Origin of the sequence: Billgrantia bachuensis, from assembly GCF_011742165.1 — a bacterium.
Classification (GTDB): Bacteria; Pseudomonadota; Gammaproteobacteria; order Pseudomonadales; family Halomonadaceae; genus Halomonas; species Halomonas bachuensis.
The window spans coordinates 118,567-138,253 of the sequence record NZ_JAAQTO010000018.1; the positions used below are offsets into that span (position 1 = coordinate 118,567).

Consider the following 19,687-nt stretch of genomic DNA (forward strand, 5'->3'; position numbering starts at 1 on the left):
ACGGGCGGTGCACTGCTGCCCGCACCGCCCGTCGCATCAAGACCTCATCAGACCGGCTCGGCCAGGAAGCCGCCCTCTTTCATTACCTGGGCATAGCCTTCGCGATAGCTGGGGTAGCGGAAGACGTAGCCCGTCTCGAGCAGGCGCGAGTTGTCGCAGCGCTTGCTGGCGCGCTTGCGCAAGGGTGCCTGGATCACTTCGGTGGGTTCCACCTTGAGCTGGCCGGCGAGCCATAGCATGACCTCGTGGAGCGGCTCCGCTGCGCAGTCGCTGGCCAGGTAGAGGTCGTCGAGCGGCTTGCCCGCCATATCGAGGCCGATCAGATGGGCCAGCACACCGGCACAGTCGTCGCGATGTATGCGGTTGGAGTACATGGGCGGAGCCTTCGGCGCGATGCGTCCTTCCTGCACCTGCCGGATCAGGCGATCCCGACCCGGACCGTAGATGCCGGAGAAGCGTACCGTGGTGCCGGCCAAGGCACTCTCGCGCAGGGCCTGCTCGGCCTCGCGCATCACCGTCCCGGAGAAACCGGCCGCTTCCGCCGGACTCTCCTCATCGACCCGCTCGCCCTCCTTCTGTGCGTAGACGCTGGTGGAAGAGACGAAGAACAGGCGCTTCGGCACCTCCTCACGACCCTCGTAGGTGCGCAGCACTGCCTTGAGGCCATCGCGGTAGGCGGTCCGATAGGCCGCCTCGTCGAAGCGGTCGGCGCTGAGGATGTAGACCACATAGTCGGCATCGGGCAGCGCTGACAGCGCGTCTTCGTCGACCAGGTCGAGCGCCAGCGGCTCGATGCCGGTGCCCTCCAGCGCTGCGGCACTGCGGCGAGCGCCGATCACGCGATGACCGGCCCCCAGCAGCTCCCTGCCGAGCACCATTCCAATGTCGCCGCAGCCTAAAATCAGTATTGTCTTCTTCAACTTTCTCTCGCCCCCTGATAAAAAGTCCCTATTGAAAGTCATCTATCGTCCGAGAGGATGCCCACAAGGGCACCAGACTATGACTCTAACAGAACTTCGGTACATCGTAACCTTGGCGCAGGAGCGCCACTTCGGCAGGGCGGCAGAGCGCTGCTTCGTTTCCCAGCCCACGCTGTCGGTCGCGGTCAAGAAACTCGAGGAAGAGCTCGGCGTGGCGCTGTTCGAACGCTCCAAGTCGACCGTGCAGGTCACCCCGCTGGGCGAGAAGATCGTCGAGCAGGCCCAGCGCGTGCTGGAGCAGAGCAGCGTGATCAAGGAGCTGGCCAATGCCGGCAAGGATCAGTTGGCAAGCCCGCTGCGCATCGGCGCCATCTACACCATCGGGCCCTATCTGTTTCCTTACCTGGTACCCGCGCTGACGCGCAGCGCCCCGCAGATGCCGCTCTACATCGAGGAAGGTTTTACCGCCAATCTGCGGCGCAAGCTGCGTAGCGGCGAACTCGATGCCATTATCATCGCACTGCCGTTCACCGAGACCGACGTAGTCACCAAGCCCCTCTACGAGGAGGAATTCGAGGTGCTGATACCGGCCGATCACGCCTGGGCCCAGCGCGAACGCATCGAGAAGGAGGACCTGCTCAAGGAGCGGCTGCTGCTGCTGGGTGAAGGCCACTGCTTCCGCGACCAGATCCTCGAGGCCTGCCCCGCCATCAGCCATCAACTCAACAGCCCCAGCAATACCCTGACCGCCGAAGGCGGCTCGCTGGAGACGATCCGCCACATGGTCGCCTCCAAGCTCGGCATCACCGTGCTACCGCGTTCGGCCATCGGCACCGGGCATTATGAAAGCGGGCTGCTCACCAGCCGGCCGTTCAAGTCGCCGGCGCCGTCGCGCACCGTGGCGATTGCCTGGCGCGCCAGCTTCCCGCGGCCCAAGGCGATCGATGCCATCACCGATGCCGTCCGGCAGTTTCACGAGGCGCTTCCCGAATCGGCATGAGCGACCTCGACGCGCCGATCACCTCCCTCAAGGGCGTCGGGGAAGCGCTGGCCGCGAAGCTGGCACGACTGCGCGTGGAGAGCGTTGCCGACTTGCTGTTCCACCTGCCGTTGCGCTATCAGGACCGCACCCGGATCACGCCGATCGGCACCCTGCGGGCCGGTCACGAGGCGGTGGTCGAAGGTGAGGTCTCGGCCAGCGAGGTGGTCAAGGGGCGCCGGCGCAGCCTGCTGGTCAGGCTGCGCGATGGCTCGGGCATCCTCAGCCTGCGTTTTTTCCACTTTTCCCCGGCCCAGCAGCAACAGTTCCGACCGGGTACCCGGGTGCGCTGCTTCGGCGAGGCCCGGGCCGGCGCCACCGGGCTCGAGATCTATCACCCCGAGTACCGTCTGCTCAGTGCCGATGCCCCGCCGGTGGAAGATCATCTGACGCCGATCTATCCCACCACCGAGGGGCTGCACCAGACGCGGCTCAGAGCGCTGATCGAGCAGGCCCTGGTTCGACTCGACGAGGCCCCCGAGGCATTGCCCGACTGGATCGGCGAGGAGCTGCGTGCACGCTTCGGCCTGCCGCAGCTGCACCACTGCCTGCAAGTCCTCCATCGGCCCCCTCCCGACGCCGACCCCGAGCGCCTGGCCAGCGGCAAGCACCCGGCAACCCGGCGCCTGGCACTGGAGGAGCTGCTGGCCCATCGCCTGAGCCTGCAGCAGGTACGCCAGCGGATCCAGCAGGACGGCGCCCCGGCGCTGCCCAGCGGGCGCGGCCTGCAGGCGCGCTTCCTCACCCAACTGCCGTTCTCGCTGACCGGCGCCCAGCGCCGCGTGCTCGACGAGATCGGTGCGGACCTGGCCCGCGAGGTGCCCATGCTGCGCCTGGTGCAGGGTGACGTGGGCTCGGGCAAGACAGTGGTCGCTGCCATGGCGGCGCTGTCGGCCATCGCCGGAGACTGCCAGGCGGCGATGATGGCGCCCACCGAGATACTGGCCGAGCAGCACTACCGCACGCTCAAGGCGTGGTTCGAGCCGCTCGATATCGAGGTGGCGTGGCTGGCCGGGAAGCTCAAGGGCAAAGCACGGCTCGATACCAAGGCCGCCATCCTGGACGGTCGCGCGCGCATGGTGGTCGGTACCCATGCGCTGTTCCAGGGCGACGTCCACTTCCAGCGCCTGGGGCTCGCCATCGTCGACGAGCAGCATCGTTTCGGCGTGCACCAGCGCCTGGCACTGCGCGAGAAGGGCGAGGCCGGCGGGCTGACGCCGCACCAACTGGTGATGACGGCCACGCCGATCCCGCGCACCCTGGCGATGAGCGCCTATGCCGACCTCGATGTCTCGATCATCGACGAACTGCCGCCCGGGCGCACCCCGGTGAAGACGGTAGTGGTACCCGACGAGCGTCGCCCCGAGGTGGTGGCACGCATTCGTCACGCCTGCGCCGAGGGCCGTCAGGCCTATTGGGTCTGCACCCTGATCGAGGAGTCCGACGCGCTGCAGTGCCAGGCCGCCGAGGCGACCCGCGACGAGCTCACCGAGGCGCTGCCGGAACTCGCCATCGGCCTGGTCCACGGGCGCATGAAGGCCACCGAGAAGGCGGCGGTGATGGATGCCTTCAAGGCCGGCGAACTCGACCTCTTGGTGGCCACCACGGTAATCGAGGTGGGTGTCGACGTGCCCAATGCCAGCCTGATGATCATCGAGAACCCCGAGCGGCTGGGGCTTTCGCAACTGCACCAGTTGCGCGGCCGTGTCGGCCGCGGCACCAGCGAGAGCTTCTGCGTGCTGCTCTACCATGGGCCGCTGTCGGCCCACTCCCGCGAGCGCCTGGCGGTGATGCGCGAGACCACCGACGGTTTTCGTATCGCCGAGAAGGACCTGGAGCTGCGCGGCCCCGGCGAGGTGCTCGGCACCCGCCAGACCGGCCTGGCGCAGATGAAGATCGCCGACCTGGAACGCGACACCGACCTGCTGGAGCGCATCGCCCCCCTGGCCGAGGCGCTGCTGGCCAGCCACCCCGAGGCCAGCCGGCCGCTGATCCGACGCTGGCTGGGCGAAGAAGCGGGCCGCTACGGGCAGGTGTAGCGGTAGCTCATTCGGCACCCACCGCGTCAGCGGTTTCGCCGCGTTCGTCGCGCACCAAGATCAGGCGCTCGGCGGCTTCGGTCAACGGCCCTAGCTGCTGGGCGATCAGCAGCAATTGCGTCTGCATGGGCCGATAGCCTTCCTCTTCCGACTCCGACGGCCTGCCTTCGAGCCGCGCCAGCAACGCCTCGCGCGCTTCCTCGAGCCCGGCGGTGGCTACGCGTCGGGCCAGATAGTCCGCCAACGATTGCAGATAATCGGCAATGCGTTGTCCCTCGATCAGCAGCCGGGCATCGTGCGCCTCCTCGCCGAGCCGCTGTCGATGGGCCCCGAGAGCCGAAAGATAGCCCAGCAGCGTATGCGACAGCACCAGGAAGCGGAAGCCGTCGTCGGCGACGCGCTTGCGATAGGGCTCGGGCTCCTGCAGCACGTTGGCCAGCAGCGTCGACAGTGCCGCATCGGCGTTGTGCGCATTGCGCCGAGCCAGGCGATAAGCGAGGTCATCCTGTTTGCCGCTCTCGTACTGGTGCAGGATCTCTTTCAGGTAACTGTGGCTGGCAATGATCGCATTGGCTGCCTCGCGATGGAGCCGGCGTCCCTGCCAATCAGGCAGGATGAAGAACACGGCGGCACCGGCAATCAGCGCGCCGAGAAGGGTGTCGAAGAGCCGCGGCAGGATCAGGTCGAAGCCGTCGCCGACCTGGTTGAAGCTGCACAGCACCAATAGCGTGATGGCGGCGGTGGCGATGATGTAGTGCTTCTCGCGGGTGGCGAAGAAGGTTACGCCGGCAATCACCGCAATCAGGATCTGCAGCAGCGCGGAGGGAAACAGCGTGATCGACGCCCAGCCGACCATCAACCCCAGCACGGTGCCGGCGATGCGCTGGGTCAGGAAGCGCCGGGTAGCGGCGAAATTGGGGCGACACACGAACAGCGTGGTGAGCAGAATCCAGAAGCCCTGGGTGGGATGGGTCGACTGTAGCAGCGCGTATCCCGCCAGCAGCGCGATGGGCAGGCGAATGGCATGCCGGAAGGTGGGTGAACCCACCGTGAGGTTGAGGCGTATGCGCTCCCAGGCCTCCTTCACGCTTTCGGGCGAGCGGTTGAACAGTGCCGCATCGCCCGGGTCATCGCCGGCATCCGGGTTGTGTCCCGTGGCTAGCCGCTCCTCGAGGGTGGCGAGATTGTCGGCCAGGGCGTTGAGCGAAGGTAACAGCTCCCGCCACGCTGGGTTGCGCATGGCGCGCAGGTGCTCGATGGAGGCGCGCAGGTCGGCGAGTGCCTGCTCGCTCTGGTCGTGCTCGAAGGGACGGTCGAGCAACAGCGCCTTGCCCAGCCGTTTGCACGCATGGCCCTGCTGGTCGAGCAAACGCTGGCAGCGAAACAGCACGTCGTGATGGAAGAACGCCTCGGTCAGCCGGGCATAGGGGTAGTGCGTGGAGCTGGCGCGCTCGTGAATCTCTTGGGCAATGAAGTAGATGCGCAGGTAGCGGTTGAGCTTGCCCTCACCGCGCTGCCCTTCGAGTCGGCGGAAGATCATCTCCTTGGCCTGGTTGAGCGCCGTCACTACCCTGCCGTTCTGCTGCGCCAGCGCCAGGCGGCGCGCCTCGATGTCGATGCCGCGCAGCGGCTCGAACAGCGTCGCCTTGAGCATCAAGTATCTGCCCAGCTCGCGATAGAGCTGAGCCATGCTCTGCTTGACCGGCTGGCGCGAGAAGAGCGCACACCAGATCACCGAGATCGCGCCGTACCAGGCCGCCCCCGAGAGAATCAGCAGCGTCTGATCCCAGTCACCCGCCTGCGGTACGCCACCGTGATGCTCGATGTTGATCATGGTGTAAATGGAGAGGATCAGCGTGCCGGAGGCGATGGTGGCATAGCGCTGCCCCACCGCCCCGAGCATGATCAGCACGAAGGTCGCCACCCCCAGCCCCAGGGCGAACAGCCACGGCCAGGGAAACAGCCAGCGCACGACGAGCGCCGCCGCGGCAAAGCAGACCAGCGTGACCGCGAGCGCCTGCAGGCGACCTTGCCAGCTGTCGTCGGTCTCCGACAGCGCGCTGGCGATGATGCCCAGAAACAGCGGGATCACCAAGCTGATGTCGGCCAACGACCAGCTCAGCAGCAGCGCCCCGCTGAAGGCAAGGAAGACCCTCAGGCTGTAGGCGAACTTGTCCAGCGTCCACAGACGCCGCAGTGAGAGCGATAGCGAGGTCGGCATGGGGCTCTTGGGTGTTATCGTTGATGGATCATTCTACCTCATTAGACTTTCGTATAAGTCAACGATGTCGTCAGGTGCGTATCGACTCTTCAGCACTGTCACCGCAGTGTGTAGCAATAAAGAGAACACGCAGCGTCTACCATTGGAACACGCTCCTTTTCGATACTCGAGAGTGTCCCATACCACGACAAGGACAAAACAATGGACATGAAACTGCTACTCGACTGGCGCCTGCACCTGACGGTGATCCTGGCGTCGCTGCTTGCCGAGTGGATCGGCATACAGCGCATTCCCCTGGGCCCCGGCACCTTATTGCTGCTACCGCTGTTCTACGCCTTCATCGTCGGCGTGCTGCTCAACCCGCACCTCTTCTCGGGCATGCAGCGGATCATTCCCAAACGGGTCAGCAACGCTGCCGGCCCGCTGATCATGATCTCCATCCTGCCCTTCATCGCCAAGTTCGGCTCCACCATCGGTCCGGCCATCGAGCAGATCATCGCCGCCGGCCCCGCGCTGATCCTGCAGGAACTCGGCAACCTCGGCACCATGCTGCTGGCACTGCCTTTCGCCGTGCTGGTGCTGCGCATGGGACGAGAGGCCATCGGTGCCACCTACTCCATCGCCCGCGAGCCCAACATCGCCATCATCTCGGACAAGTACGGCCTGAGAAGCCCGGAGGGCATCGGCATCATGGGCGTCTATGTGGTGGGCACCATGTTCGGCACCCTCTATTTCGCGCTGATGGCCGGCTACCTGGCCTCGCTGGACATCTTCGACATCCGTGCCCTGGCGATGGCCTGCGGCGTGGGCAGCGGCAGCATGGTGGCGGCCTGCTCGGGTGCCCTGGCCGAAGCCGCGCCCCATCTGCGCGACGACCTGCTGGCCTTCTCCGGCGCCAGCAACCTGCTGACCTACGCCACCGGTCTCTACGTTTCCTTGTTCATCGCCCTGCCCACGGCCGAATGGCTCTACAAGCGCCTCGGCGGCGCCAAGCTCAAGGAGGCTCGCAATGAAACCCTCTGATACCACTGCACCCGACACCGGTTTCGACGCTTCCGCCCTGCAGGAGCTGCGCCCCGAGCAGCAGCTCGGCAAGACCGCGCTGCTGCTGGCCGTGGTGTGCGTCGCCGCCTGGATCGCCAACATCGTCAACGGCGCCCCGCTGCACCAGGCGCTGCCCGGCATGGTCATCCTCTACGGCATGGTGATGATCGGCCTGCTCATCGGCCGCTTCGCGCCGTTCTACCTGCCCAGCGTGGCCTGGGTCTCGCTGGTCAGCATCGTCATGACGCTGCCCTTCTTCCCCGGCAGCGGCTGGATCGTCGGCCAGCTCGCCCACGTGAACTTTCTCGCCGTGGTGACCCCGGTGCTGGCCTATGCCGGCCTGGCGCTGACCGGCCGCGAGTTCACCATGTTCCGCCAGACCGGCTGGAAGCTGGTGATCGTCTCGCTGCTGGTGTTCACCGGCACCTTCGTCGCCTCGGCGTTCATTGCCCACCTGGTTATCTGAGGAGCCGCTCATGGATGACAGCCTGCTGCCGACACCGGAACGCCTCGCTGCCTGGCGCCACGACTTCCACCGCCACCCGGAAACCGCCTTCGAGGAGCATCGCACCGCCGGGCGCATCGCCGCTCTCCTGCGTCAGGCCGGCCTCGAGGTCGTCACCGGACTGGGTGGCGGCACCGGGGTGGTGGCGTTGCTCGACGGCAGGCGCGGCCCCGGACGCGCCATCGGGCTGCGCGCCGACATCGATGCGCTCGACGTCGAGGAGGCCAACCGCTTCGGCCACGCCTCCCAGGTGCCGGGCAAGATGCACGCCTGCGGCCACGACGGCCACACCACCATGCTGCTGGGGGCGGCCTTTGCGCTGGCCGCCGATCCGGACTTCGCCGGCAGGGTGGTCTTCATCTTCCAGCCGGCGGAGGAGAGCGAGGGCGGCGGTCGCGTGATGGTCGAGGAGGGGCTCTTCGAGCGCTTTCCCATGGAGGCCGTCTACGGCCTGCACAACTGGCCCGGACTCGCCGTGGGCGAGGCGGCGGTGCACGATGGCGCGGTGATGGCCGCCTTCGACGTCTTCACCCTGAGGCTCAGCGGACGCGGCTGCCATGCCGCCATGCCCCACCTGGGCAGCGACACCATCCTGGCCGCCTGTCAGCTGGCCAGCCAGCTGCAGGGGCTGATCAGCCGCGAAACGCCGCCCCACCAGAGCGCGGTACTCAGCATCACTCAGTTCCACGCCGGCGACGCCTTCAACGTGATTCCGGAGACGGTGGAGCTGCGCGGCACCCTGCGCTGCTTCGACGGCGAGCTGCGCGCCTATCTCGAGCGCCGCTTTCGTCAGGCCGTCGAGTCGCTGGCTGGCTTTCACGACCTCAGGGTCGAACTCGACTATCAGTCGCGCTACCCCGCCACGATCAACGCGCCCGAGCATGCGGCACGCTGCGCCGGGGTACTCGAAGCGCTGCCGGGCATCACCCGCGTGCATCGCGACCTGCCGCCGAGCATGGCCTCTGAAGATTTTGCCTTCATGCTCGAGGCCTGCCCCGGCGCCTATATCTGGCTCGGCAACGGCGTGGAGAGCGCCGCCCTGCACAATCCGCACTACGACTTCAACGACTTCATCGCCCCGCTCGGCGTGGCGTACTGGCAGGCGCTGGTCAAGACCCTGCTCGACGACTGACGGCGCCTTTCGCCACTGCTTCCATGGCCGCAGCATCGCTGCGGCCCGGATCGACGCGCCTGCCAGGCACGACATCCTGCATCTTCTTGAGGAACGACCATGAGAATCTGCGTTATCGGCCTCGGCCAGATGGGCGGCAACATGGCCCTGACCCTGCAATCCGCCGGCTTCGACGTCACCGGCAGCGACCTGTTCGACAGCGCCCGCCAGCGCCTGGCCGAGCAGGGGCTGCCGGTGGCCACCCCCGACGAACTGCCATCGTGCGACGTCTACCTGCTGTCGCTGCCCACCTCGGCCCAGGTGCGGGAGGTGATCGAGACCGCCCCCGGCCTGCTCGGCCTGGCGCCGAAGGGCAGCGTCATCGTCGATACCTCGACCTCGGATCCGGTGGTCAGCCGTGAGCTGGCCGCCAAGGTCGAGGCCGCCGGGCTGGCGTGGCTCGACGCCCCGGTCAGCGGCGGCCCCAAGGGGGCGGCGACGGGCAGGCTCGGCATGCTGCTTGGCGGCGAGACGGCCACCATCGAGCGCCTGGCGCCGATGCTCGAGGCGATGTCGGCCCGCTATACCCACGTCGGCGGGTCGGGCAGCGGCCATGTGGTCAAGCTGACCAACAACTACCTGTGCGCCGCCCACCTGCTGACCACCGCCGAGGCGGTGGCCATGGCCGCCCGCGCCGGGGTCGACCCGGCGGCTTGCCTGGCCGGAGTCAACAGCGGCTCGGGGCGCAGCGCGGTCAGCGAGGTCAACTTCCCCGAGTGGATCCTCTCCGGGCGCTTCGACTCCGGCTTCACCACCGGCCTGATGCGCAAGGACCTGCGCCTGGCCCGTGACGCCGCCGAGCGCCTCGACATGCCGCCGGGCCTGCTCCAAGCCGTGGTCGAGGCGTGGCACGCCGACCCCGAGCGTCCCGCCGACGGCGACGACTTCAACCGTATCGCCGGCGCGCTGCTGGCCGACGCCACCCCCGTCGAGGAGAGCGCATCATGAACCGTCTCAATCAGCACGCCCGGGAGCGTCTCTCGGCGCTGCTCGATGGCTTCGAGCTGCAGGGAGGGACACCGCTCTCCAACTGGATCGACGGTACCGCCTGCCCGGGCGAAGGCGAGACGATCACGCTGATCGATCCCGCCACCGGCGAGGCGCTGCTCGACTACCGCGATGCCGGCCCGGCCCTGGTCGAGCGCGCCGTCGCCGCCGCCAGCCGGGCGCAGCAGGCGTGGATGGCGCTCACCGCCAGCGAGCGCGGTCGACGCATGAACGCCGCCGTGCGCAGCCTCGAAGGCCACGAGGAGGCGCTGGCCCAGCTCGAGAGCGTGGTCGCCGGCAAGCCGATCCGCGACTGCCGCGGCGAAGTCGGCAAGGTGCGCGAGATGTTCGAGTACTACGCCGGCTGGTGCGACAAGCAGCACGGCGAGGTGATCCCGGTACCCACCAGCCATCTTAACTATGTGCGCCACGTGCCCTATGGCGTGGTCGGCCAGATCACTCCGTGGAACGCGCCGATGTTCACCTGTGCCTGGCAGCTCGCCCCGGCCATCGCCGCCGGCAACGGCGTGGTGCTCAAGCCCTCCGAGCTCACCCCCTTCACCTCGGTGGTGATCGCCCGGCTGCTGGAGCAAGGCGGCCTGCCCAAGGGGCTGGTCAACATCGTCAACGGCCTGGGGCCGAGCACCGGCGCGGCACTCACCGGCAACGAAGGCATCAGCAAGCTGGTGTTCGTCGGCTCGCCCCAGAGCGGTCGGTTGATCGCCGAGGCCGGTGCCCGGCGGCTGGTGCCGAGCGTACTGGAGCTGGGCGGCAAGTCGGCCAACATCGTATTCGCCGACGCCAGCCTCGATGCCGCCGTGGCCGGCGCCCAGGCGGCGATCTTCGCCGCGGCGGGACAGAGCTGCGTGGCCGGCTCGCGACTGCTGGTTCAGCGTGAGGTCTTCGCCGAAGTGACCGAGCGGCTGGCGCGCGCCGCGGCCGGGATCGAAGTCGGCCTACCCGGCGACGAAGCGACCCGCATGGGGCCGCTGCAGAACGCCCGCCAGTACGCTCACGTGACACGCATGATCGAGGACGCCGTGGCCGCCGGAGCGCGGGTGATCGTCGGCGGCAGCCGCCCGGCAGGCTTGCCCGAGGAGGCACGGGGCTACTTCCTGGCGCCGACGGTGCTGGTCGACGTGGCCCCGGAGATGGAGATCGCCCGCGAGGAGGTGTTCGGCCCGGTGCTGGTGGCGATGCCCTTCGACGACGAGGCGGACGCCGTGCGCCTGGCCAACACCACCCGCTTCGGCCTCGCCGGCGCGGTGTGGACCCAGGACCCGGCCCGCGCGCACCGCGTCGCCGCTCAGCTGCGCGCCGGCACGGTGTGGATCAACGGCTACAAGGCGATCAGCGTGATGTCGCCCTTCGGCGGCTTCGGCGACAGCGGCTTCGGCCGCTCCAGCGGCATCGACGGCCTGCGCGAGTACACCCTGCCGCAGAGCGTCTGGGTGGAGACCGCCAGCGAAGCCAGCGTGGCGATGGGGTACGGCAGCGGCGTGGGTTAACGGATAGAGGTCAAATCGACGTTCTGGAAGGCCTGCATCCAGTGTTGCAGGTGGCGCAGCAGCAGGATGCTGGCCTTGGGCTGCTGGCGACCGATGCGGGTCACCATGTGGGCCTGGGAGCGCTGGAACAGCGGGTCGTCCACGGGGCGTGCCACCAGACGCCCCTCGGCCAGGTCGTCCGCCACGGCAAAGGCCGGCAGTAGGGTGATGCCCATGCCGCTGCGCACGTACTGGGCAAGAATGGCCATGGAGTTGGTATTCATGGCCATGCGCGGCCGCAGCCGCGCCTGATGGAACGCCTCGTCCACCATGTGGCGCACCTGGTGGCTGGGGTCCCACATCGCCATGGGCGCCTCGCTCAGCTGCGCCAGGGTCAGGGGCTTCGTCTCTTCGGCCAGCGGGTGCTCGGGCGGCAGAATGGCCATCAGCGGCTGCGGGCTCGAGACCCAGAAGCGCAGCTGGTGGTGGGTGCGCTCATGAAACATCAGGCCGATATGCGCCTGCTCGTTGATCACCGCCTCGATGATGCCCGAGGTACCGGCCAGGTGGATATCGATCTGGATACCGGTATAGCGCTCGGTGAACTCGCGCAGCGGCTTGGCCACCAGGTCGCCGACGAAGCCTTCTCCCACCACCAGCGACACGGTGCCGGTCTCCAGCCGTTGGTAGGCCTCCAGCGAGGCGATGAAGCTCTCGTCGAGGGCGCCGCGCCGCTCGCAATATTCCAGCAGCATCTCACCGACCGGCGTGGGCCGGATGCCGCTGCGCTTGCGCTCCAGCAGCGTGGCCCCCAGCGCCTCTTCCAGTAGATTGAGCTGCCGGCTTACCGCCGACGGCGCAATATCGAGACGGGCGGCAGCCTGACGCACCGAACCCGATTCCAGGGTGACTCTAAAGTAGACCAGCCGCTGGTGGGGAATATCCACGTCATGTCACGCCATCAAGAAGGGCCTAGAAAAGAAGCCTCGCACGTAGAGAAACTCAAAGCTGCTTGAGCAGGTTCTGCAGTTTCTGAAGGTCACTCGAATCACCGACCAGGCGCACCTTGCCGGCCATCATGCCGTCGAGAAAGGCCTGCTGGGTCGGCTTGCGCAGTACGCGGACGGCGCTGGCTTCGTCATCGAAACGCAGCTCCAGGTCGAGATCCACCGGCAGCCCCGCGCCAGTCTGAATGCCTTCGGGCGACATACGGAAATGGCGTGCGATGGAGAGGTCCTCGGTGGCGATCCCCCAGTCGAGGCGGCGCACCTCGGAGAGTGCCTGGCGGAAATCCGGCTTGCTGCGCAAAGCACGCTTGAGCATCAAACCCAGTAGCCACAGCATCAGTCGCAGCTTCATGTCGAGTCCGATTCGAGCGAGGAGGAGAGGTATCGCGGCCTGACGGACAGGCCGCGCCACGAGAGGATTCGATGCTCCGAATCAGCCCTTGCCGACGGCGTCCTTGAGGCCCTTGCCCGGCTTGAAGGCAACGGTCTTGCTGGCCGGAATGGCCAGTGGTTGGCCGGTCTGGGGGTTCTTGCCAGTGCGCGCGGCGCGCTCACGCACGGTGAAGGTACCAAACCCGATCAGTGAAACATCCTGCCCTTGGGCCACGCTGCCGGTGATCTCGTCGAGGATGACGTTGAGCACCTGGCTGGCCTTGTCTTTCGAAAGTTCCGCACGCTCGGCAATTGCCGCAGCAAGATCTGGCTTACGCATACTACAGCCCTCCTGGTATTGGCTATGTCCCGGCAACGCTGCCGGTGAGTTGTTATTCATCAAAGGTAAAACTAGAGCCGCCTGTCGCTTCCCTGGGAGAGCCCGTTCCCTTGCGTGGGTTCGTCCCTTGCTCTTGAAGCGTCTAGCGCGGCGATCATCGGCGGTCCGTACTGCGAAGCCGGCCGAGGCGATGACGTGACTAGCCTAGCAACGGCGGCGCCGCTCGCGCCAGCTCAACTTTCCGCTTCACGCAGGCTCCTGTCAACGCAAAGCCGATCAAACGTTCGTCTTGATCCTCGGCGAAGGCGGCCAAGTCGGTGCCCTCACCCTCGACTCGCCAGCGGGCCGGCGCCGATAGCGGGGGTAGCGCAACTACCGGCAGCAGCGGCGTTTTCACCAGCACCGGCCAGGCACCGTAGCTCACCTCGGTGGGCGTACCGCTCAGTGTGCGTGCCAGTGCCTTGGCGCTGGCCTGCAGCGGCTGCACGTACATGGCGTTGACCCCGTCCACGCAGGCCACGTCGCCCAGGGCATGAATGCCCGGCGCCGACGTTTGCAGGTAGCGATCGACCTGGATGCCCGCCACCCCCACTTGCAGCCCGGCCGCCCGGGCCAGCTCGCTGCGCGGACGCAGCCCCGTGGCGACGAGCACCAGGTCGGCCTCGAGCCGTTCGCCGTCATCGAGCGTCACGCCGACATCGCTGCCGCTCGCCTCCAGCCGCGCAAGGCCGCGCCCCAGGTACAGCACCATACCCGCTTCGCTGAAGGCCTCACCCAGCGCACGGCCCAGCGGCTCCGGCAGCAGCCGTGGCAAGGGCGCGTGCTCCGGCGCCACCAGGCTTACCGCATGGCCGCCCGCTATCAGGTCATTGGCGAATTCACAGCCCACCAGGCCGGCGCCGACGATGGCCACGCGGGCACGCCGGCCGAGCGCTTCCAGGGCAGCATGGAAGGCACGATAGTCGTCGAGATCGTTGATGGTGAAGACGCGCCCGGCAAGCCCTTCGGGTATGTCGAAGGGCACGGCGGGCGCAGCGCCGGTGGCCAACACCAGCTCGCCCCATGCCAGGCGCTCCTCGCCGATGTGCAGGCAACGCCCGGTCGGGTCGACGGCATCGATCCGGGTTCGGGTGCGTACCACCGCGCCCAACTGGTCGGCCACCTCCAGTGCCGAGCGTGCCGCCAACCGCTCGGGTGGCAGGCGCTTGGCAAAGCCGGTGGAGAGCAGCGGCTTGGAGTAGTCGTCGCCGCTGTCGGCCGTGATCAGGGTAATGGCGCGTTCTGCATCCAGCGCACGCAGTTGCTTGAGCAGGCCAATGCCCGCCATGCCGGAACCGATGATGGTTAGAGGTGCGGTCATGGGGCTCCTCGCGATGGCAGGGCCGTGACCGAATGGCGCAGCCCTGCACGGGGAATCGTGTCAGAACCGCATGTTACACTATGCGCCCCTAGTTCGACCCGGAGAGTGCCGGTGACCCGGAGCCACACGGAGCGCCACGCCGATTCCCCGCTTGCCACCGCCTGGCGCCCCCTGGCCGCGGGCCGACCGGCGATGAGCCCGGCGTGGTGGGCCTGGGTGGCCACGCGGGACTCCCTCACCGCGCGATTGATCGAGGCCGGTGCCGGCCGCCCCTTCCGCGTGTGCCTGCTCGATCAGCGCCTGGGCAAGCCGCGCCGCGACGAAGCCCAGGCCTTGGGGCTGCCTCTCGATCGTCTCGCCTGGCTGCGGGAAGTGGCGCTGTGCCTCGACGAACGGCCCTGGGTGGTGGCCCGTTCGGTGGCACCGCTGGCCCATCTGCGCGGCCAGCGTCTCGAACGGCTCGGCGAGCGTTCACTGGGCAGTTGGCTGTTCCGCCAGCCTGACCTGGTGCGCAGCCCCATCGAGGTCACGGCCGCCCCGGCGCCCTTCCATCGCCTGACCGGCCCCTGGGGGCGGCGTTCGGTGTTCCGCCACGGCCGCTTCGCGGTGCTGGTGCAGGAGTTCTTCCTCGACGCGATGACGGATGAATTGGGCCTGCCATCACGCTAGGATGATCGCCATCGAATGAGGAGACACCGATGGATCGCTCTCTGATGCGCCCCAAGGGGCTTGCCCGCCTGCCCGACTTCCTGCATCTGATGCGGCTGGACCGCCCAATCGGCACCTGGCTCTTGATGTGGCCCACGCTATGGGCGCTGTGGGTGGCCGCGGCGGGACTCCCCGAACGGCACCTGTTGCTGATCTTCGTTGCCGGGGTCTACCTGATGCGCGCCGCCGGCTGCGTGATCAACGACTACGCCGACCGCCACTTCGACGGCCACGTGAAACGTACCAGGAACCGACCGCTGGCCACCGGGCGCATCGGCGAGCAAGAGGCCAAGGTCCTGTTCGCCAGCCTGGTCGCGGCGGCCTTCGTACTGGTGTTGTTCACCAATCCGTTCACCGTCATGCTCTCGCTGGTGGGCGTGGCGCTGGCCTTCATCTACCCGTTCATGAAGCGCTACACCCACCTGCCGCAAGCGTTCCTCGGCGCCGCCTTCTCATGGGCAATCCCCATGGCCTTCGGCGCCGTGCTCGGCCATGTGCCGCTGGAGGCCTGGCTGCTGTTCGCCGCCAACGTGGCCTGGACGGTGGCCTACGATACCCAATACGCCATGGTCGACCGCGACGACGACCTCAAGATCGGCATCAAGTCCACCGCGGTGCTGCTGGGCCACGCCGACCGCGCCGCCATCGGCCTGCTGCAGCTGGTCACGTTGGGCCTGCTGGGCTGGGTCGGGTGGCGCCTGGGGCTCGGCGTGTTCTTCTGGCTGGGCCTGACGGGCATGGCCGCCACTTTCGTCCACCAGCAGTTCCTGATACGGGAACGCGAGCGCGAGCGCTGCTTCCAGGCCTTCCTCAACAATCACTGGTCGGGACTGCTGGTGTTCGCCGGCATCGCGCTGAGCCTGTGGCCCGTTACCGGCGCCTGAAGCCACTGGCGACAGTGTCATCCAACTGTCATGATGTCGTGGTGAGATCGTCACCGACCCGTCACTGACCGCGAGGCTTCGGGATGACCGCCAAGACCGTACTGATCGTCGATGACGAAGCGCCGATCCGCGAGATGATCGCGGTGGCGCTGGAGATGGCCGATTATCGCGTGCTGGAGGCCGCCAACGCGCAGAGCGCCCACAGCATGATCGTCGACAACCAACCCGACCTGCTGCTGCTCGACTGGATGATGCCCGGTACCAGCGGCATCGAGCTGGCTCGCCGGCTCAAGCGCGAGGAGGCCACCCGCGAGCTGCCGATCATCATGCTCACCGCCAAGAGTGAGGAGGACAACAAGATTCAGGGCCTCGAGGCCGGCGCCGACGACTACATCACCAAACCCTTCTCACCGCGCGAGCTGGTGGCCCGTCTCAAGGCGGTACTGCGCCGCACCACGCCCAAGGGGGTCGAGGAGACGGTGGAAGTGGACGGTCTGCTGCTCGATCCGGTCAGCCACCGCGTCAGCGCCGATGGTCGTGCACTGGAGATGGGACCCACCGAGTACCGCCTGCTGCAGTTCTTCATGACCCATCAGGAGCGCGCCTACACCCGCAGCCAGCTGCTCGATCAGGTCTGGGGCGGCAACGTCTACGTTGAAGAGCGCACCGTGGACGTGCACATCCGCCGCCTGCGCAAGGCCCTGGGCGATGCCCACCAGCATCTGGTCCAGACCGTGCGCGGCACCGGCTACCGCTTCTCCAACAAGGGCTGACGTGCGTCCCTGGAGCCATGAACTCTGGCGCCTCGGCCTGCTTGCCGTTGCCGGCAGCCTGGCCGGCTGGCTGTTTTCCGCTCCTGGGCTCGGGCTCGCCGCAGGGCTCGCTCTACGCCTCGTCTACCACCTGCGCCAACTGCACGCTCTGCGCCGTTGGCTGACCCGCAACCCTCACAGCGAACCACCCGCAGCCACCGGCCTGTGGGGCGAGCTGTTCGACCGCCTGTACCGCTACCAGAAGGGCCAGCGCCATACCCAGCATCGCCTCCAGGCGACCCTCAAGCGCATCCAGGAATCCTCCGAAGCAATGCGCGACAGCGTGGTGATGCTCGACCAGCATGGCGACCTGGAGTGGTGGAACAGCGCTGCCGAGCGCATGCTGGGGCTCAAGGCCGCCCACGATCGCGGCCAGCACATCACTAACCTGGTGCGTGACCCTCGCTTCGTCGCCTATTTCAACGCTCGCGACTACCGCGAGCCGCTGACGTTGACCTCGCCGGTCAACGAACGCGTGGTGCTGCAGTTCCAGATCACGCTCTACGGCGACGACGAACGCTTGGTGATGGCGCGCGACATCACCCGCCTGCATCGCCTGGAAGAGATGCGCCGCGACTTCGTCGCCAACGTCTCGCATGAGCTGCGGACACCGCTGACCGTACTGGCGGGCTATCTCGAGACCTATGCCGACGCCGCCGACCGCCTGCCGCCTCGCCTGGCCCAGGGGCTTACCCGCATGCAGGAACAGACCACGCGCATGCAGAACCTGGTCAACGACCTGTTGCTGCTGTCGCGTCTGGAAATCGACCAGGGCGGCGAGGATCACCTGCCGCTGGCCGTGCCGGCGCTGCTCGAGGAGGTGCGCCAGGATGCCGAGGCGCTGTCGGCGGGGCGCCAGCAAGTCCGCGTCGAGATCGAGGAGGAACGGCAGCTGCTCGGCAGCGATCCGGAGATCCATAGCGCGCTTTCCAACCTCGCCTCCAACGCGGTGCGCTATACCCCCGAGGGCAGCCACGTCGTGCTGCGCTGGAAGCCGCACCCCAAGGGCGCCTGCCTGGAAGTAGAGGACAATGGCGAGGGCATCGATCCGGTCCACATTCCCCGGCTCACCGAGCGCTTCTATCGAGTCGACAAGGGGCGCAGCAGCGAAAGCGGTGGCACAGGCCTGGGGCTCGCCATCGTCAAGCACGTGCTGCTGCGCCACGACGCCTATCTCGAGATCGAATCCCCCCCCGGCAACGGCGCCCTGTTCCGCTGCGTCTTTCCCGACACTCGCCTGGTGGCGGCTGAGACGAGCCTTGACGCCGCTTCGGAGAGGCTTCCCTCGAAGCGCTCGGGATGAATCCTTGCTTCAGGTCTGAACGATGTCACGCTCGCCGCGATAGTGGCGGTCCCACATCAGCACGGCGCCGGCCACGGCGCCGGGCAGCAGGAACAGGTTGGCCAGCGGGATCCAGGTGATCAGCGTCACCCAGCCGCCGAAGGTGAGGGTCTGCCAGGCGTGCGAGGAGAGCCGGCGGCGCATGTCGGCGAAGCTCACCTTGTTGTTGTCCATGGGGTAATCGAGGTAGGTAATCGCCATGATCCAGGCCGAGAACAGCGCCCACAGGAAGGGGGCAACGACGTTGAGCGCCGGCACCCAGCTGATGACGAACAGCGCCAACGCCCGCGGCAGGATATAGCCGAGCTTGACCAGTTCGCGCCCCAGCGCGTCCACCGTGGTGCGTGCCAGGCCGCGATCGTCTAGCGGTGGCCGTCCGGTGGCCTGAACCTCCACCTTGGCCGCCAGAAAGCCGTAGAAGGGCGCGGCGATCAGGTGGGTGACCAAGGTGAAGGTGAAGAACACGATCAGCACCAGACTCGCCACGAACAGTGGCCAGATCAACCACTCTAGCCAACCGAGCCAGGCCGGTACCATGGCCATCCAGCTATCCAGCCAGCCACCGAAATGGCTGACCACGTAGTAGAGCATGGCCGAATAGACCGCCAGGTTGACGACGATCGGGGCATAGACGTAGCGGCGCAGGCCGCGGCCGTAGACCAGCCGCGTGCCGCGGTTGAGTGCCGTCAAGGCGTTCAGCATCGGGACCCTCTGTGTGGGTTATTCCTTGCGTGTCAGGGCGTCTTCATCGATCTGGGCCGGGTCCATGTGACGGATATCGAGCCCCTTGACCAGATAGATGACGTACTCGGCGAGATTGTCGGCATGATCGCCGACCCGCTCCAGCGCGCGCAAGATCCACATCACGTTGAGCACCGGGCCGATGGCGCGGCTGTCTTCCATCATGAAGGTCATCAGCGAACGCATGGCGCTGCCGTACTCGTCGTCCACCGAGTCGTCCTCGTGCACCACTTGCAGGGCCAGCTCGGTGTCGAAGCGGGCGAAGGCGGTCAGCGCGTCGCGCAGCATGCGCCGCACGTGCTCGCTGATATGGCGCACCTCGACCAGACCGCGTACGTTGTTGCCGGCGTCGATCAGAGTCAGGGCGTTGCGTGCTATCTTGCTCGCCTCGTCGCCGATGCGCTCCAGGTCGGCGGTGGCGCGGATCACCGCCAGCACCAGGCGCAGGTCGGAGGCCGCCGGCTGGCGCCGCGCCAGCACCCGCGTACACTCGTCATCGATCTTGAGCTGCATGGCGTTGACGTCGCGGTCGCGGTCGCGCACCTTCTCGGCCAGGCGGCTGTCGCCCTCGAGCAGCGCCTGGATCGCTTCCTGGACCTGCTGCTCGACCAACCCGCCCATGGTCATCAGCTGGGTCTTGAGCGCCTCCAGCTCCTGGTTGAACTGGCGGGAGATGTGCTGGCTGTGGGTATCGCTGGTAATGTCCAT

At 67.2% G+C, this 19,687-nt stretch carries 19 protein-coding genes; 11 read left to right on the top strand and 8 right to left on the bottom strand.

Annotated features, from left to right (window positions below):
- Positions 1–47 precede the first annotated feature (47 nt).
- The gene (locus tag HBJ55_RS08060) at positions 48–920 is read right to left on the bottom strand and encodes an NAD(P)H-binding protein (RefSeq protein ID WP_167112878.1); all 873 of its coding nucleotides are present in this window, start codon (positions 918–920) and stop codon (positions 48–50) included.
- A 79-nt stretch (positions 921–999) separates the two neighbouring features.
- Between HBJ55_RS08060 and HBJ55_RS08065 the strand changes: the two genes are divergently transcribed.
- On the top strand, positions 1,000–1,920 hold the full coding sequence (locus HBJ55_RS08065; protein ID WP_167112880.1) for a hydrogen peroxide-inducible genes activator: 921 nt from the start codon (positions 1,000–1,002) through the stop codon (positions 1,918–1,920).
- Complete coding sequence (gene recG / locus HBJ55_RS08070) at positions 1,917–3,998, top strand: ATP-dependent DNA helicase RecG (protein WP_167112883.1); 2,082 nt, start codon at positions 1,917–1,919, stop codon at positions 3,996–3,998. The genes HBJ55_RS08065 and recG overlap by 4 nt, the downstream gene beginning before the upstream one ends.
- Positions 3,999–4,005: 7 nt before the next feature.
- On the opposite strand, the gene yccS is transcribed toward recG, so the two are convergent.
- The gene (gene yccS, locus HBJ55_RS08075; RefSeq protein WP_167112885.1) at positions 4,006–6,219 is read right to left on the bottom strand and encodes a YccS family putative transporter; all 2,214 of its coding nucleotides are present in this window, start codon (positions 6,217–6,219) and stop codon (positions 4,006–4,008) included.
- A gap of 201 nt (positions 6,220–6,420) precedes the next feature.
- Here yccS and HBJ55_RS08080 point away from each other — a divergent pair, with 201 nt between their 5' ends.
- The 5 genes from HBJ55_RS08080 (at position 6,421) to HBJ55_RS08100 (ending at position 11,434) form a co-directional block, all read left to right on the top strand.
- A complete protein-coding gene (locus HBJ55_RS08080) occupies positions 6,421–7,242 on the top strand; it encodes a DUF3100 domain-containing protein (RefSeq protein ID WP_167112887.1) in 822 nt (273 codons plus the stop codon).
- Positions 7,229–7,729, top strand: a complete 501-nt coding sequence (locus HBJ55_RS08085) for a hypothetical protein (protein ID WP_206022359.1) — start codon at positions 7,229–7,231, stop codon at positions 7,727–7,729. The genes HBJ55_RS08080 and HBJ55_RS08085 overlap by 14 nt, the downstream gene beginning before the upstream one ends.
- A 10-nt stretch (positions 7,730–7,739) precedes the next feature.
- A complete protein-coding gene (locus HBJ55_RS08090; RefSeq protein WP_167112890.1) occupies positions 7,740–8,900 on the top strand; it encodes an amidohydrolase in 1,161 nt (386 codons plus the stop codon).
- A 99-nt stretch (positions 8,901–8,999) separates the two neighbouring features.
- Complete coding sequence (locus HBJ55_RS08095) at positions 9,000–9,887, top strand: NAD(P)-dependent oxidoreductase (protein ID WP_167112892.1); 888 nt, start codon at positions 9,000–9,002, stop codon at positions 9,885–9,887.
- Entirely contained in the window at positions 9,884–11,434 is a 1,551-nt protein-coding gene (locus tag HBJ55_RS08100) for an aldehyde dehydrogenase family protein (protein ID WP_167112894.1), read from the top strand. Before HBJ55_RS08095 ends, HBJ55_RS08100 begins: the two co-directional genes overlap by 4 nt.
- On the opposite strand, the gene HBJ55_RS08105 is transcribed toward HBJ55_RS08100, so the two are convergent.
- The 4 genes from HBJ55_RS08105 to HBJ55_RS08120 form a co-directional block, all read right to left on the bottom strand.
- The gene (locus HBJ55_RS08105) at positions 11,431–12,360 is read right to left on the bottom strand and encodes a LysR substrate-binding domain-containing protein (RefSeq protein ID WP_167112896.1); all 930 of its coding nucleotides are present in this window, start codon (positions 12,358–12,360) and stop codon (positions 11,431–11,433) included. The two genes, HBJ55_RS08100 and HBJ55_RS08105, sit on opposite strands and share 4 nt — an antisense overlap.
- Before the next feature lie 55 nt (positions 12,361–12,415).
- Positions 12,416–12,772 carry a hypothetical protein gene (locus tag HBJ55_RS08110; RefSeq protein WP_167112898.1) on the bottom strand — a complete coding sequence of 119 codons (357 nt, stop codon included), beginning with the start codon at positions 12,770–12,772 and terminating at the stop codon, positions 12,416–12,418.
- Positions 12,773–12,853: 81 nt separating this feature from the next.
- On the bottom strand, positions 12,854–13,132 hold the full coding sequence (locus tag HBJ55_RS08115; protein WP_167112900.1) for an HU family DNA-binding protein: 279 nt from the start codon (positions 13,130–13,132) through the stop codon (positions 12,854–12,856).
- A gap of 199 nt (positions 13,133–13,331) precedes the next feature.
- Positions 13,332–14,492, bottom strand: a complete 1,161-nt coding sequence (locus HBJ55_RS08120; RefSeq protein ID WP_167112902.1) for an FAD-dependent oxidoreductase — start codon at positions 14,490–14,492, stop codon at positions 13,332–13,334.
- 111 nt (positions 14,493–14,603) lie between these two features.
- On the opposite strand from HBJ55_RS08120, the gene HBJ55_RS08125 reads away from it, so the two are divergent.
- The 4 genes from HBJ55_RS08125 to phoR all read left to right on the top strand — a co-directional run bounded on the left by HBJ55_RS08125 (position 14,604) and on the right by phoR (position 18,199).
- Positions 14,604–15,161 carry a chorismate--pyruvate lyase family protein gene (locus tag HBJ55_RS08125; protein ID WP_338071981.1) on the top strand — a complete coding sequence of 186 codons (558 nt, stop codon included), beginning with the start codon at positions 14,604–14,606 and terminating at the stop codon, positions 15,159–15,161.
- 29 nt (positions 15,162–15,190) lie between these two features.
- On the top strand, positions 15,191–16,084 hold the full coding sequence (gene ubiA / locus HBJ55_RS08130; RefSeq protein WP_167112904.1) for a 4-hydroxybenzoate octaprenyltransferase: 894 nt from the start codon (positions 15,191–15,193) through the stop codon (positions 16,082–16,084).
- A gap of 83 nt (positions 16,085–16,167) precedes the next feature.
- Positions 16,168–16,857: a phosphate regulon transcriptional regulator PhoB gene (phoB, locus tag HBJ55_RS08135; RefSeq protein ID WP_167112906.1), complete on the top strand. Its 690-nt coding sequence runs from the start codon at positions 16,168–16,170 to the stop codon at positions 16,855–16,857.
- A gap of 1 nt (position 16,858) precedes the next feature.
- Complete coding sequence (gene phoR / locus HBJ55_RS08140) at positions 16,859–18,199, top strand: phosphate regulon sensor histidine kinase PhoR (protein ID WP_167112908.1); 1,341 nt, start codon at positions 16,859–16,861, stop codon at positions 18,197–18,199.
- Between the two features lie 9 nt (positions 18,200–18,208).
- On the opposite strand, the gene cysZ is transcribed toward phoR, so the two are convergent.
- A complete protein-coding gene (gene cysZ, locus HBJ55_RS08145) occupies positions 18,209–18,940 on the bottom strand; it encodes a sulfate transporter CysZ (protein ID WP_167112910.1) in 732 nt (243 codons plus the stop codon).
- 18 nt (positions 18,941–18,958) lie between these two features.
- Entirely contained in the window at positions 18,959–19,687 is a 729-nt protein-coding gene (gene phoU, locus HBJ55_RS08150) for a phosphate signaling complex protein PhoU (protein ID WP_167112912.1), read from the bottom strand.